This window comes from Agreia bicolorata (assembly GCF_000938265.1).
GTDB lineage: Bacteria > Actinomycetota > Actinomycetes > Actinomycetales > Microbacteriaceae > Agreia > Agreia bicolorata.
This window is the reverse complement of record NZ_JYFC01000004.1, coordinates 214788-229377: the sequence shown is the minus strand read 5'-3', so window position 1 is coordinate 229377 and position 14590 is coordinate 214788. Positions and strand designations below refer to the sequence as shown.

Sequence of the window (14590 nt, the reverse complement as noted above, 5' to 3'; positions counted from 1 at the left end):
CCAGCCTATTCCTCGGCCAACCGATCACTGACGTAGGCTCCGGGCGGCAGCTCGAATCGACGGACTTCGCCGGAACCGATCACGATGGGCACCTCGCTGCCAGGCAAGCGAACCTCGCGCGGCTCGGCGTGGAGGTTGCCGACGAGAACGATCGTGGAGGGCCGGCCCACGCCGCGCGCTGCGAACACGGTGAGTCCGGGCGCTCGCACCGATCGAACAGGCCGGCCCTCGAGTTCTGACAGCCAGGAGAGAACCTGGGTCGCCGATTCATGGGCGGGCGATCGTGGACCCCACTCCTCGAGGTACGACACCGAGAGAACCTTCGGGCCCGCCAGTGCCGCGACGCTCGCGAGCAACCAGGCGGCCAATGATGCGGCTTCGCTCCGGGCGTCGGTCGCGCCGGCTACCAGCGCGGCTGCGTAGCCCTCCCCGAGGTCATGCCCCGTAGGCGTCGGTGCAGGCATCGTGGCTACGGCGTTGAACCGGGCGCCCAGCGTGATCGGCCCGATATGCAGCGGCCGGCCGCCTGCGAGACGCCGGGCGTTCTCTGCCACCTCCCGCTGCATGGCGATCGATTCCACCAGTTGGTGACCGGACGTGTCATGCATAGAAGGGGTCATGCTGAACGTCATCGGTCCGCGCCACGAGTCGAACCGATCGATCGAGCGGTTGAGTTCGGTGAAGTGCGCTCTGGTTCCCGCGATCACCTGGATATCGAGCCCACGGTCGTCGAGCGCACCCAGGAGCGACCGTGCCGTCTCGGGGTCGGCAAGGTGGCCTTCTTCTCGGTCGAACAGAGCGATGCGCACGATCTCGAGTGCCGGATGCTCGGCGAGCGCATCGAGAACGGGCCCGGCCTCGTCGACACCGTCGGCGACCAGACGAACGTCGAGGGGGCGACCATCGGCATCCGCAATCGCCCTGGCGAGAGCCGACGGCCAGTTGCTCCACGAGGGATCGAGCTCGACGAGAAGGGCACGGGCCCAGAACGGCCGCCCGCCGCCGCCCGGAGACTCCTCCGAGCCCGCCGTCGACGCGGTCGTCGTAAGCGCAGGCACGACGACCTCTCGCATGATGTCGCCGACGACGAGCTCGACATCGTCAGGGGTAACAGGCATCATCGCCGACGCGGGGCTGCGCGACGCACAACGCAGCACGACCGACTGCTCGATGATGTCTCCCACCCGCACGGGCACAGGGAACGGAACCGAGAGCGGGGTGGAATAGGTCTTATACGACGCGTCGGTCCAGTTGCGCTGATCCTCCATTTCGAACACGTCGCCCACGAAGTCGAGTCGGCAGCTCGTGCTGCGGCCATCGCCAGCCACGACCCAGTCGAGACCACGGATGTCGACGGCCGGCTGATGCGGGGAGATCTGGCCGGGGAAGACGGTCGAGGTCACGGCGCCAGTCGTGTGGCGCACCTCAACGGCCGTGCCGGCCAGTTCGGGCGAATGCAGCACGACCAGACCCAGCCTGTTGCGAAGGAAGTCGCTCTCGGCTTCGGCTCGATAGGCGATGCTCAACTCGTCGCCGTCTGCCGCGATATCGAGGCGCCACGGCAACGCGGCCCGCTCATCTCGCGTTCGCCCCTCGATGACCAGGGAACCGGCATCCAGCTCAGCACCGTGAACACGGTCGACGATCGACGGCACGGTGCGCCAGTTCTCGTCACGCACCACGGAGCGCACACTGCGAAGCACGAGCAGGCCGAGGTGGCGGATGTTCTCGAGCCCGCCGGCGCGCAGCTCGATCGTCCAGGGGCCTCGGCGCACGAGAGACGTCGTCTGCTCGTCGGGGCGGAGCAGATCGCGAGGAGGAGCGCTGGACATCGTCGGCCGCGTCAGTGTGTTCGACGTCTACAGCGTCGTCATGCCGCCGTCGACGCGGAACAAAGCGCCCGTGGCAAAACTCGACTCGTCGCTGGCAAGGTAGATCATGATGCCCTCGACATCGGATGCCTGGCCCGCACGTCCCAGAGGAATGCGCGAGACGATCGCCGCGCGCGCCGACTCGTCACCGGAGATGGCTGTCACCAGCGGCGTCTCCGTGTAGCCGGGTACAACGGTGTTGACTCGGATGCCCTCGGACGCGTACGCGGCGGCGACTGTGCGGCCGAGGCCGTGAATGCCCGCCTTTGAGGCGCTGTAGGCAGTGAAATCCTGCCCTTCTCCGTTGAGGCCCGTCGGGCTTCCGGTGAGGATGATCGAGCCGCCGCGCCCGAGCATCGAGCGCACGGCGTGCTTGACCGTGAGAAACGTGCCGGTCAGGTTGATGTCGATCGTGCGCTTGAATACCTCGAGGTCGAGGTCTGCGATCTTGGCATCCTGCCCGAAGAGCTGCACTCCGGCGTTGGCCACGACCACATCGGGAGCGAAGCCGTCGGCATTGAGCTTGTCGAACGCCGCGGAGACGCTGTGCTCGTCGGAGATATCGAGTTGCATGGCGATCGCAGTGGGCCAGGCTGTGGCAGCGGATTCCGCGGCCGCGAGGTCACGGTCGGAGAAGATCACTCGAGCGCCCTCGCGGGCGAAACTGTCTGCGACGCTACGGCCGATTCCCGATGCGGCACCCGTGACGAGTGCGGTTTTTGCCTCAAGCCGTGCGGTCATGTGTGCCATCTCCTGTGAAAGCATCTGCGGTCGAACGGCTTCACTGTACACGCAAATTGGTCAACCGGTGCGCCGAAAGCGCGGAGATGCGACCGGGTCAGGAGGAGCGAGTTGCGGTCTCGGAGACAACGGCGACGGGAGCGGTGACCGAGACGGTGTCGAGCGAGCGCGAGGCATTGAAGACCCAGAACCGGTACAGGACGAAGCGGAATGCCGCGCCGAGCACCAGGCCGATGACGTTGCCCGAGATATTGTCGGCCAGCACGGTGCGGAACCCGAGCACGTAGTGCGAGAACCAGAGGCATCCGAGGCCGATCATCATGCCGACAACACTGACCGCAAAGAACTCGACGCTCTCGCGCACGATCTTCGTCTGCCGCTTCGAACGGAAAGTCCAGTAGCGGTTGCCGAGCCAGTTGACGACGATGGCGAGCAGTGTCGAGACCAGCATCGCGAAGATCGGCCCAAGGTGGATAACCGTGGGCGAAAACACCGTGGAACGCAGACCATTGAACACAGAGACCTGAACGACGAATCCGAGTCCGCCGACCATGCCGAACTGCACGAGTTCGAGCACGATCTTGCGGTAGCGCGAAGGCACGAAGCCGAGCAGGTCGATCGAAGCCATGGGTGTTCCAAACGCAAAAGGAGAATTGGGGTGGATCAACGGCGCTGTCGAATTCTCTTCGAGGTTAGCAACGGCGGCCCAGTCAATACTGTGAACCAGCCCAGGCTTGACCCTGCGTTCACACAGAGTCCATCTCCGCGACACCTGTTGGGCCATGCACCTCGCCGCACTCAACAGAACACCAGGCAACGCCCAGCTTTCTCGGCGGTACTGCCCCCTAGAGTGACCACTGCTCCAGCCGCGATCGGCTGCCGTACGGTTTTGTCAGAGAGGCACCCCATGTCATCCACCCTTGTCGTCATCCCGACGTACAACGAGCTGCGCGCCCTGCCCGAGGCGATCGATCGCACGCTACGCGCCGTGCCGACCACCCGCATCCTCGTCGTCGATGACAACAGTCCCGACGGCACCGGGCGCCTCGCCGACGAGATCGCCGCACGCGACGACCGCGTGAGCGTGATGCATCGCTCTGAGAAGAACGGTCTCGGAGCCGCGTACATCGCCGGGTTCCGCTGGGCCGAAGATCACGATGTCGACTTCATCATCGAGATGGACGCCGACGGTTCGCACCAACCCGAAGAACTGCCCTTGATGATCGCGCAACTCGAGCGTGGAGCAGACCTGTCGATCGGAGCCCGCTGGATTCCGGGCGGCAAGACCCGCAATTGGCCCCTGTACCGACGCCTCATCTCACGCGGAGGCACCGTGTACGCGCGCATTCTGCTTCGATCGAGACTGCACGACATCACCTCGGGGTTCCGCGGATTCCGAGTCGAGACCCTACGAAAGATCGACTTCGACAGCGTCGCCAGCCAGGGTTACTGCTTTCAGATCGAGATGGCCTGGCTCATCGAGAAGACCGGCGGAGACGTTCGAGAGTTCCCGATCACCTTCGTCGAGCGAGTCGAGGGCGCCTCGAAGATGAGCTCCGCGATCGTCATCGAGGCGCTCCTCAAAGTCACCTCGTGGGGCCTCACCGACCGCTTCGGCTCGTCACGTGGCGACATGGAATATTCGCGACGCCCCGGCGTTGGGGGTATAAGTAGTAAGTGACCTCGCCGCAAGGCAGGTCGAGCTTTTGCACTACGTGCTCCGGGGTCGGTGGAATTCCGAACCGGCGGTTATAGTCCGCGAGCCGCAGACGACGCGTTCTCACCTCGAGAACGAACACCCTGCGGTTGACCTGGTGAAACTCCAGGACCGACGGTAACGAGGCGAGATTCTTCGCCTCCAAAGTCCGGATGAGAGGATGCACGCGCACCTGCAGTTTCTCGCCCTCGCGCGGCTGCATCATGCGAACTCGTCGAATGACGGGCCCCGGAATGCGTCAACTAGACGGAGACCGGATGACCAGCCAGAGACACGAGGCCGACGCGATGCGTCGCGCCATCGAGTTCTCGCGGCGAGGACCCGCCAACGGCGCTAATCCGCGCGTCGGCTGTGTGATTCTGGATGCGTCGGGCCGCGTCATCGCCGAAGGCTGGCACCGCGGCCGGGGCACGGATCACGCCGAGGTCGCAGCGCTCAGCGCCCTCACGGATCGGTCTCTTGCCATCGGCGCCACGGCTGTCGTCACGCTCGAGCCGTGCAACCACACCGGCACCACCGGGCCGTGCAGCGAGGCGCTCATCGACGCCGGCGTCAGCCGCGTCGTCTACTCGGTCGCCGACCCGGGAGCGTCGTCGTCGGGCGGCGCAGAGCGGCTGAGGGAGGCCGGGATCGACGTCGAAGCAGGGCTTCTCGTCAACGAGGGCGAAGAGAACATTCGCCCGTGGCTCACTGCGATGCGCCGCGGCACTCCATTCGTGACGGTCAAGTGGGCATCCAGCCTCGACGGCCGCGTGGCGGCCGCTGACGGCACCAGCCGTTGGATCACCGGGCCGTCCGCTCGGGCCGACGTGCACCGCCGTCGTGCAGAGGCCGGAGCAATCGTCGCCGGCACGGGCACAGTCATTGCAGACGACCCCAGTCTGACGGCGCGGGACGCCGACGGCCGAGAGCTCCCGGAACAGCCGATTCCCGTGATCGTCGGCCGCCGATCCGTGCCGCGCGACTCGCGCGTCCTCGCGCATCCGGCCGGTGTTATCGAGTATCCGAGTCGCGACCTGCCAGGCCTGCTCGAGGTCCTCGCCACGCGCGACGTGCGCCACGTCTTCGTCGAAGGAGGACCGACCGTTGCGAGCGCATTTCTCGCCGCCGGGCTGGCCGACGAGGTACTCGTTTATGTCGCTCCCACCGTGCTGGGCGGGCCGCTGACCGCCATCACCGACATCGGCGTGAGCACCATCTCGGAGCAGGCCCGGATGCGCTTCGACCACGTCGAGCTGCTCGGCGACGACGTTCTGCTCGTCGCCAGACCCCTCACCATGAACCACATGCACACCACGAAAGAAGACGACTGACATGTTCACCGGAATCATCCAAGAGCGCGGAACCGTCATCGACGTCGTTTCTTCGCATGACGCGCTTCGGCTGACCGTTCGCGGCCCCCTGTCGGTGTCGGATGCCCGGCACGGCGACTCCATCTCGGTGAACGGGGTATGCCTCACCGTCGTGGATCGCTCGGAGGACACCTTCACCGCAGATGTGATGGCCCAGACGCTGGCGATGTCGACGATCGGCTCGCTGGTCTCAGGGGCCGAGGTCAACCTCGAGCGTGCCGCGCTGGTCGGCGACAGGCTCGGCGGCCACATCGTGCAGGGGCACATCGACGGCACGGCGACCGTCGTCTCGGTCTCTCCAGGAGAGGCGTGGAGCGTGCTGCGCTTCAGCCTTCCCGACGACCTCGCGCGCCTCGTCGTCGACAAGGGATCGATCGCCATCTCGGGAGTCTCCCTCACCGTGTCGTCGATCGGCCGCGGCGACGAAGGCGAGTGGTTCGAAGTCTCGCTCATTCCCGAAACACTGTCGGCGACGACCCTCGGAACGCTTGCGCCCGGCGATCGGGCGAACATCGAGACCGACATCCTCGCCAGACACGTGGAGCGGCTCCTGGCGTTCGGAGCACGCTCATGAGCGCAGCGCTCTCGGCCGTGGCCACACCCCTCTCTCCGATGCCAGACGTGCTCGACGCCCTGAGGTCGGGGCGCCCCGTAATCGTCGCCGATGCCGAGAATCGCGAAAACGAGGGCGACGCGATCCTCGCGGCCGAGCTCGCAAGCCCTGAGTGGATCGCCTGGATGGTACGGCACACCTCGGGCTTCCTGTGCGCGCCGATGACCCGGGAGACGAGCGACCGTCTCGGGCTGCCGGGCATGGTCGAGCGCAATGAGGACTCGTTGCGCACCGACTACACCGTGACCGTCGATGCGTCGTCGGGCATCACGACAGGAATCAGCGCATCCGACAGGGCCGAGACCTTCCGCCGCCTGGCCGATCCGGAATCGACTCCGCAGAGCTTCATCCGGCCCGGGCACGTTCTGCCGGTGCGCGCCGTCTCCGGCGGTGTGCGCGTGCGCCCGGGTCATACTGAAGCGACCGTCGACCTGCTCACGCTCGCAGGCCTCACGCCGGTGGGGGTCATCGGCGAGATCGTCGCCGACGACGGAGAGATGATGAGGCTCCCCGGTCTCCTCACCCTCGGCGCGGAGGCGGGGCTGCCGGTCACGACGATCGCCGCTCTCATCGAGTATCTCGACGGTGTGGATGCCGCGGCTCGGCTCGTCGGCACGGCGCCCGAAGCCATCGTGGCCGCCCCCGAGGCCTCCGCCAAACCTCTACGCGTCACTTTCGAAGTCGAGACGACAGTTCCCACCGTTCACGGCGATTTCCGTATCAGGGCCTATCACGACACCACCACGGGGTACGAGCATCTCGCCCTGATCTCGGGCGATCCGGCGGCAGAGTCCTCTGTCGTGCGGATCCATTCCGAATGCCTCACCGGAGAGGCGTTCGGTTCGCTGAAATGCGAATGCGGGCCTCAGCTTCAGGAGGCCCTGGATCAGGTGCACGCCACCGGAGGAGCGGTCATCTACCTCCGCGGCCACGAGGGTCGAGGTATCGGCCTGCTCAACAAGCTACGGGCGTACCGGCTTCAGGAAGACGGGCTCGACACGCTCGATGCGAACCTCGCGCTCGGTCTGCCGGCCGATGCACGAGACTACGGGGCGGCCGTTGCGATCCTTGAAGACCTCGGACTGCAATCGATTCGACTGCTGACGAACAATCCCGACAAAGTCAGCCAGCTCGAGCAGCATGGGGTGACCGTCTCGGAACGGGTACCCCTCATCGTCGGCGTCGACGCCGCGAACGCCGGATACCTCTCGGCAAAAGCCGCCCGAATGGGCCATGTCATCCCCGCATGGATTACCGAAACCCGCACGAACCCCACCACCCCCGACGAAAGGCCCTCATCATGAGCGGTGCAGGATCCCCCACTTTGAACATCGACGGCAGCGGCCTCAAGATCACGATCGTGGCCGGTATGTGGCACGAGACGATCACGAATGGCCTGCTGGCCGGCGCGCATCGCGTGCTCGACGCATCCGGAGCCGAGGTCACCGAGATCCGCGTGCCGGGCAGCTTCGAGCTGCCCGTCGTGGCGAAGGCGGCTCTCGAGGCCGGGGCCGACGCGGTCGTGGCGCTCGGCGTGATCATCCGCGGCGGCACGCCGCACTTCGAATACGTGTCGGATGCCGCGACCTCCGGCCTCACGCACGTCAGCATCCAGACGGGAAAGCCCGTCGGATTCGGCGTTCTCACCCTCGACGACGAGCAGCAGGGACTCGACCGAGCCGGGCTGCCCGATTCGAAGGAGGACAAGGGCGCAGAGGCGGCCGAAGCCGCGATCGCCACGGCTCGCGCGATCCAGACGATCATGCAGTTGCGCGCCTGAGACCGCTAGCCGACGCGGCCGATCAGTCGGCCTGGGCGCCGACCCAGGCGACGGCGCGACCCGCCGCGTCGCTCGCGGCCTGCATCGCGGCCCGCGCATCCAGACCCGCTGCCAGGCCGGCGGCGAGCGTGCCGCAGTAGCTGTCTCCTGCACCCGTGGTGTCGACGACGTTCTCGACACGCGCGGCCTCGACGTCGATCGAGCCCCAGCGCGAACCTGCAGAGCCGAGGGTCACCAGCAGCGACTGCGGCGACAGGCCGGAGCGCTCGAGCTGCTGCGCCTCATGCTCGTTGACCACCACGGGGTCTGCCAGCGCGAGAATGTCGGCGGGAAGCTCGGCGAACGGTGCGAGGTTCAGCACGACGCGAGCTCCGCGCGATCGGGCCATTCGAGCGGCCTCGGCGATCACGTCGAGGTCGGATTCCAGCGGCGCGAGCAGCACATCACCCGGCTGCATGCCCTCGAGCGGCCCTAGATCGGCTGTGCCGAGACGCGCGTTCGCCCCGGGCGACACGATGATGGTGTTCTCGGCCCGGGCATCCAGAGCGATCATCGCGTGACCCGTGGACGACCCGGGCGTCACCGTGACCCCGCTGGCATCTATGCCGCGAGCGCGGAGCCGGTCGATGTAGTCGTGGCCGCCAGAGTCGTCGCCGACACGTCCGATGAACAGCACGTCGGCACCGGCAGCGGCCGCCGCGACCGCCTGGTTGGCGCCCTTGCCGCCGAAGAAGGTGGCTACATCGCCGCCCATCAACGTCTCTCCGGGCAGTGGATGCCGCTCCACCTCGACCACCGAGTCGATGTTGAGCGAGCCGACGACGTAGACGCGGGGCATTGTCGATCCATCCTGGGCGGCCTCCGGTGGCGTGCCCGGCACAATCCTAGGCGAGCCGTAGGCCCACTCCGAGAGCGACCGATGGAGGTGCCGCGGCACGAGTCGGCACCCGTTGCTGAGAAACAACCTAAAATAGCCAGGGCTCAGAACCCGGGCCGATCTTGTTCCCACCGCACCGATGACGCCTCGCGAGGCCCGACGAACAACGCCGGTCTATCGAGCAGCGCACCTGTGTCCCCTCTCGTCGACACTCGACACACTCACCGAAAGCCCCCATGTCATCCGCAGCCCCGGCCGCAACCGCGCCCGCTCCCAAGACCAATCCGCGCTCGCGCGTCGTCCTCGCCAGCCTCATCGGCACGTCGATCGAGTTCTACGACTTCTACGTCTACGCGACAGCGGCCGTTCTGGTCTTCCCGAAGCTCTTCTTTCCTAATGCCGACGACACAACCGCGCTGCTGAGTTCCTTCGCCGCGTTCGGCGCCGCATTCGTCGCGCGCCCGATCGGCTCGATCATCTTCGGCCACTTCGGTGACAGGATCGGCCGCAAGGGCACCCTGGTCGCCTCACTGCTCACGATGGGAATCGCCACGGTTCTCATCGGATGTCTGCCGACCGCGAGCGTCGACGGCTGGATCGTGCTCGCCCCGACTTTCCTCGTCATTCTGCGTTTCTGCCAGGGTCTCGGCCTCGGCGGCGAGTGGAGCGGCGCTGCACTGCTGGCGACCGAGAACGCGCCGAAGGGCAAACGCGCCATCTACGGCACGTTCCCCCAGCTGGGTGCGCCCATCGGATTCATCGTCGCCAACGGTGTGTTCCTGTGGCTCTCGCTCGGTCTGAGTCCCGAGGACTTCGCAGCGTGGGGCTGGCGCATCCCGTTCCTCGGCAGCGCACTGCTCGTCGCGGTCGGCCTCTACGTGCGGTTCAAACTCATCGAGACGCCGGCCTTCCAGAAGGTCGTCGAGAAGGGCGAGGTCGCCAAGCTTCCACTGGCACGCGTGTTCAAGACCAGTTGGCGGCCGCTCATTCTCGGCACGTTCATCATGCTCGCCACCTACGTGCTGTTCTACCTGATGACCACCTTCACCCTCACGTTCGGCACCACGCCGTCGACGGTCGAGGCCGGCAAGGCTGCCGCTGAGAAGGCAGGCAAGCCGTTCTCAGCAGACGCGTTCGTCGCCGGACTCGGTTACCCGCGAAACGACTTCCTCGTGATGCTCATCATCGGCGTCGTGTTCTTCGGAGTCTTCACCCTGGTCGCCGGGCCACTCGCCGAGAAGTTCGGACGCCGCAAGACGCTCATCTGGGTGACCATCGGCATCATCGTGTTCGGCCTGCTCTTCGTGCCACTCTTCGGAGGCGGATTCGTGGGCGTGATGGCGCTGCTCATCATCGGCTTCACCCTCATGGGACTCACCTTCGGACCGATGGGTTCCGTGCTGCCCGAGCTCTTCCCGACCAACGTCCGCTACACCGGATCAGCGATCAGCTACAACGTCGCGAGCATCCTCGGTGCCGCTGTCGCGCCATTCATCGCTGTCTACCTATGGACCCTCGCAGGCGGCAGCACATGGCTTGTCGGTCTCTACCTCAGCGCCGCAGCCGTGATCACGCTCATCGCCCTCCTTCTCAGCAAGGAGACGAAAGACGTCGACTACGAGGCGAACGTCTCCTGACCCCGCAACCAAGCGCATCCGCGAGCCTGCGAACCACCGTCACTGTGCGGCAGTTCGCAGGCTCGCGGCGTATGGTTCGACCATGTCGACTCATCCGGGCACGCCGTGGCAGCACGCCGGCCCGTGGCGGGGCGCCGAGCCGCATCGCGCCGTTCTCACCTGGCTCCTCGCATCCGGCCTCGGCGGTCTGATGCTTGCTGCTCTTCTCCTCGCTCCCCCGGTCTCGACTCCGGCCCCGCTAATCGATGATTCGTCGGTCGTCGTCACCGTGCAGTGACCTTGCGCGCACCGAGCGCGGTGCACAATTACTGAAGAACACCGCGACCGATTCCGTCGATGTCGCGCGGATTCGTTTGCCCCGCTTCACGCATCAGAGAGTTTCGAATGAGCACGAGTACACAGCCACGACGCCGACTGGGCCGATCGCCGAAGCCTGACGACGGCCCCCGAGCCCGGTTCAGCCAGCTGCTGCCCTACCTCGCAGAACATCGGCCTATCCTCGCCGTGGTCATCGTGCTCAGTATCCTCGGTGCGGCGGCCAGCCTCGCCCAGCCCCTGCTGGTGAGCCAGGTCATCACCGTGGTTCAGGCGGGAGACCCTCTCGGCACCCTCGTCGCGGCTCTCGTCGCCCTCGTGGTCGTGTCGGGTCTCATCAGCGGATTCCAGCACTATCTGCTGCAGCGCACAGGCACGGCTGTCGTACTGTCGGCCCGCCGCCAACTGGTGCGCCGCATGCTGCGCCTTCCGATCCGCGAGTTCGACGTGCGCAGAACCGGCGACCTCGTGAGCCGCGTCGGCAGCGACACCACGCTTCTCTACGCCGTCATCACCCAGGGTCTCGTCGACGCCATCGGCGGCTCGCTCGTCTTCTTCGGCGCCCTGATCGCCATGCTCATCATCGATCCCGTGCTGCTCGGCCTCACCGTCGCTGTCATCGCCGTCTCCGTCGTCACGGTCGTCCTCATCTCGGGCCGCGTGCGCACCGCGAGCCGCAAGCAGCAGGAGAAGGTCGGCGACCTCGCGGCATCGGTCGAGCGCTCGCTCGGCGCGATCCGCACCGTGCGCGCATCCAATGCCACCGACCGCGAGATCGCGGCCATCGAAACGGATGCGCGGGGCGCGTTCGACATGGGAGTGCGAGTCGCGAAGATCTCGGCCCTGGTCGTGCCCATCGCCGGCATCGCCCTGCAGGTGTCGCTGCTGGTCGTGCTCGGCGTGGGCGGGTTCCGCGTCGCGGACGGCTCGATCACCATCGCCAACCTGATCTCGTTCATCCTCTTTCTCTTCATGATGATCATGCCGCTTGGCCAGGCGTTCGGGGCGCTCAACTCCGTGAACCAGGCGCTTGGCGCCCTCGGCCGCATCCAGGAGATCATCGACCTTCCCGTCGAGACGCAGTTCGACGCCGAGATCGCGCGCACCGCGGCGCCTCCCCTCGCATCCGACGGTGTCGCGCTCGAGTTCGACGACGTGCACTTCGCGTATGCCGGAGCACCTGTCGACGACGCGGACGTGCCCGCGGGCGGACCCATGGCATCCGGCGTTCTGCACGGCGTGAGCTTCGCGGCCCGCCAGGGTCAGCGCACGGCGCTGGTCGGCCCGTCGGGAGCCGGCAAGAGCACCATGCTGGCGCTCATCGAGCGCTTCTACGATCCGACCTCGGGAACCGTGCGCCTCGGCGGAATCGACCTCAAGGCGATCGACCGCGAGACGCTACGGTCGCAGATCGGCTACGTCGAGCAGGACGCGCCGGTGCTCGCCGGAACGATTCGGCAGAACCTGCTGCTCGCCTCCCCCGACGCGACCGATGAGCAGTGCATCGAGGTGCTGCACGCCGTGAACCTCGGCGAGGTGCTCGATCGCAACGACAAGGGCCTCGACGCCGCCGTGGGCGAAGACGGCGTGATGCTGTCGGGGGGAGAACGACAGCGGCTGGCCATCGCCCGGGCCCTGCTCGCGGCCCCGCCCATCCTGCTGCTCGACGAGTCGACGTCGAGCCTCGACGGGCTGAACGAGCAGATGCTGCGCGAGGCCATCGACGCCGTGGCGGAGAACCGCACGCTCATCGTGATCGCGCACCGGCTCTCGACCGTCGTCGACTCCGACCAGATCGTGGTGCTCGAGCACGGCCGCGTGGTCGGCGTGGGTACGCACTCGGAACTCGTCGTGTCGACACCGCTGTACAAAGACCTCGCGAAGCACCAGCTGCTGGTCTGAGCGGGTCTCGAGGAGCACGATGTGGTCGACGAGTCCGACGGCCTACTGAGGACAACTTCGTTCCACCTCGCGCCGAGGCGCGGAAATCCGGGGCTGAATCGCCCGGACTGTTCTGCCCTAGCAGCCTGTCCTCATTTAGCAACGGCTGCGTTCCGCACCTATCGTCACTGGATCAGCGCCCAGGGAGGAACGGGCGGAGAAGGGCACATCCGAGGCGAATATGGCGCCGATTGAACGGATCTCCGCCCATCCCGCCGATGGGAAATCCGCCCATCGGGGTTCCCTTCGACAAGCTCAGGGAACGGGCTCTAGCTGTTCGGGATGAGCGTGTACTTCGTCGACAGGTACTCGTGGATTCCCTCGAGTCCGCCCTCACGACCCAGACCCGACTGCTTCACACCGCCGAACGGTGCCGCCGCGTTTGAGACGACACCGACATTGAGGCCCATCATTCCGGTCTCGAGGCGCTCGATCATGCGCTGACCGCGAGCCAGGTCTGCGGTGAACACATAGCTCACGAGGCCGTACTGGGTGTCGTTGGCGAGCCGCACACCCTCGTCTTCGTCGGCGAACGTCACGATCGACACGACGGGCCCGAAGATCTCCTCGCGCAGGATGTCACTGCCCGCGACGACGCCGGACACGACGGTGGGTTCGTAGAAGCTGCCCGGGCCGTCGATACGCTTTCCTCCGGCGACCAGCTGAGCACCTCGCGACACGGCGTCCTGAACAAGGTCGTCGGCCTTGTCGACGGCCTTGTCGTTGATCAGCGGGCCGATGTCGATGCCCTGCTCAGTGCCGCGACCGATCGCCAGGCTCTTCACGCGCTCGGCGATGCGCCGGGCGAACTCGTCAGCCACCTTCTCGTGCACGATGAAGCGGTTGGCGGCCGTGCATGCCTGGCCGATGTTGCGGAATTTGGCGAGCATGGCGCCGTCGACGGCCTTGTCGAGGTCGGCGTCGTCGAACACAACGAACGGCGCATTGCCGCCCAGCTCCATCGAGGTGCGCAGAACGTTGGTGGCCGACTGGGCGATGAGTTTCTGGCCGACCCCTGTCGAGCCGGTGAAGCTGAGCTTGCGCAGGCGCGGGTCGGAGATGATCGGCTCTGAGACGGCGCCCGACGTCGACGTGGTGATCACGTTGAGCACGCCGGCGGGCAGGCCGGCGTCTTCGAGTAGCTTCGCGAAGAACAGAGTCGTGAGCGGCGTCAGCTCTGCCGGCTTGACGACCACGGTGCAGCCGGCCGCCAGAGCGGGAGCGATCTTGCGAGTGGCCATGGCGAGGGGGAAGTTCCACGGGGTGATCAGGAAGCACGGGCCGACCGGCCGCTGCGACACGACCATCGTTCCCGTTCCTTCGGGGTTCTGGCCGTAGCGACCAGAGATGCGCACGGCCTCCTCACTGAACCAGCGAAGAAACTCCCCTCCGTATGCGACCTCGCCGGCCGCCTCGGCCAGGGGCTTGCCCATCTCGAGCGTCATCAGCAGCGCGAACTCGGCCTTGCGTTCCTGCAGCAAGTCGAAGGCGCGGCGCAGAATCTCACCGCGCACACGGGGTGCCGTGCCCGCCCACTCGGCCTGAGCCGCGACAGCGGCATCCAGAGCTCGAATGCCGTCGGCCGGGCTGGCATCGGCGATCGTACGGATCGACCGACCCGTGGCCGGGTCGTCGACCTCGATGGTGCGGCCGCCCTCCGCGTCGATCCAATGCCCACCGATGTAGAGCTGATTCGGCACCGATTCGAGAAGCGTGGATTCCGACGACGATGTCATGATTCTCCGT

13 protein-coding genes and 1 riboswitch are annotated in these 14590 nt (G+C 66.4%); of the genes, 8 read left to right on the top strand and 5 right to left on the bottom strand.

Annotated features, from left to right (window positions below; translation table 11 throughout):
* Positions 1–5: 5 nt before the first annotated feature.
* The 3 genes from TZ00_RS11245 to TZ00_RS11235 form a co-directional block, all read right to left on the bottom strand.
* Positions 6–1832, bottom strand: coding sequence for a D-apionate lactonase family protein (locus TZ00_RS11245; RefSeq protein WP_052521498.1), 1827 nt, complete (start codon positions 1830–1832; stop codon positions 6–8).
* A 27-nt stretch (positions 1833–1859) separates the two neighbouring features.
* Complete coding sequence (locus TZ00_RS11240) at positions 1860–2612, bottom strand: SDR family NAD(P)-dependent oxidoreductase (RefSeq protein WP_044441781.1); 753 nt, start codon at positions 2610–2612, stop codon at positions 1860–1862.
* 97 nt (positions 2613–2709) lie between these two features.
* Positions 2710–3240 carry a GtrA family protein gene (locus tag TZ00_RS11235; RefSeq protein ID WP_044441780.1) on the bottom strand — a complete coding sequence of 177 codons (531 nt, stop codon included), beginning with the start codon at positions 3238–3240 and terminating at the stop codon, positions 2710–2712.
* A 279-nt stretch (positions 3241–3519) separates the two neighbouring features.
* Between TZ00_RS11235 and TZ00_RS11230 the strand changes: the two genes are divergently transcribed.
* From TZ00_RS11230 to ribH, 5 genes are all read left to right on the top strand, one after another.
* Complete coding sequence (locus TZ00_RS11230) at positions 3520–4293, top strand: polyprenol monophosphomannose synthase (RefSeq protein ID WP_044441779.1); 774 nt, start codon at positions 3520–3522, stop codon at positions 4291–4293.
* 31 nt (positions 4294–4324) lie between these two features.
* Positions 4325–4498: riboswitch (FMN riboswitch) on the top strand.
* Between the two features lie 88 nt (positions 4499–4586).
* Positions 4587–5642 carry a bifunctional diaminohydroxyphosphoribosylaminopyrimidine deaminase/5-amino-6-(5-phosphoribosylamino)uracil reductase RibD gene (gene ribD / locus TZ00_RS11225; RefSeq protein WP_044441778.1) on the top strand — a complete coding sequence of 352 codons (1056 nt, stop codon included), beginning with the start codon at positions 4587–4589 and terminating at the stop codon, positions 5640–5642.
* A 1-nt stretch (position 5643) separates the two neighbouring features.
* The gene (locus TZ00_RS11220) at positions 5644–6255 is read left to right on the top strand and encodes a riboflavin synthase (RefSeq protein WP_044441777.1); all 612 of its coding nucleotides are present in this window, start codon (positions 5644–5646) and stop codon (positions 6253–6255) included.
* Positions 6252–7598: a GTP cyclohydrolase II gene (gene ribA, locus TZ00_RS11215; RefSeq protein ID WP_044441776.1), complete on the top strand. Its 1347-nt coding sequence runs from the start codon at positions 6252–6254 to the stop codon at positions 7596–7598. Before TZ00_RS11220 ends, ribA begins: the two co-directional genes overlap by 4 nt.
* Positions 7595–8074: a 6,7-dimethyl-8-ribityllumazine synthase gene (gene ribH, locus TZ00_RS11210; protein ID WP_044441775.1), complete on the top strand. Its 480-nt coding sequence runs from the start codon at positions 7595–7597 to the stop codon at positions 8072–8074. Before ribA ends, ribH begins: the two co-directional genes overlap by 4 nt.
* A gap of 22 nt (positions 8075–8096) precedes the next feature.
* Here the strand turns inward: ribH and TZ00_RS11205 are convergent, their stop codons facing one another.
* Entirely contained in the window at positions 8097–8912 is an 816-nt protein-coding gene (locus TZ00_RS11205; RefSeq protein ID WP_044441774.1) for a ribokinase, read from the bottom strand.
* 275 nt (positions 8913–9187) lie between these two features.
* Here TZ00_RS11205 and TZ00_RS11200 point away from each other — a divergent pair, with 275 nt between their 5' ends.
* From TZ00_RS11200 to TZ00_RS11190, 3 genes are all read left to right on the top strand, one after another.
* The gene (locus TZ00_RS11200; RefSeq protein WP_044441773.1) at positions 9188–10588 is read left to right on the top strand and encodes an MFS transporter; all 1401 of its coding nucleotides are present in this window, start codon (positions 9188–9190) and stop codon (positions 10586–10588) included.
* A gap of 82 nt (positions 10589–10670) precedes the next feature.
* Positions 10671–10865, top strand: coding sequence for a hypothetical protein (locus TZ00_RS11195; protein ID WP_044441771.1), 195 nt, complete (start codon positions 10671–10673; stop codon positions 10863–10865).
* A 107-nt stretch (positions 10866–10972) separates the two neighbouring features.
* Positions 10973–12805, top strand: a complete 1833-nt coding sequence (locus TZ00_RS11190; protein ID WP_044441770.1) for an ABC transporter ATP-binding protein — start codon at positions 10973–10975, stop codon at positions 12803–12805.
* Positions 12806–13113: 308 nt separating this feature from the next.
* On the opposite strand, the gene TZ00_RS11185 is transcribed toward TZ00_RS11190, so the two are convergent.
* Positions 13114–14580: an NAD-dependent succinate-semialdehyde dehydrogenase gene (locus tag TZ00_RS11185; RefSeq protein WP_044441768.1), complete on the bottom strand. Its 1467-nt coding sequence runs from the start codon at positions 14578–14580 to the stop codon at positions 13114–13116.
* Positions 14581–14590 lie beyond the last annotated feature (10 nt).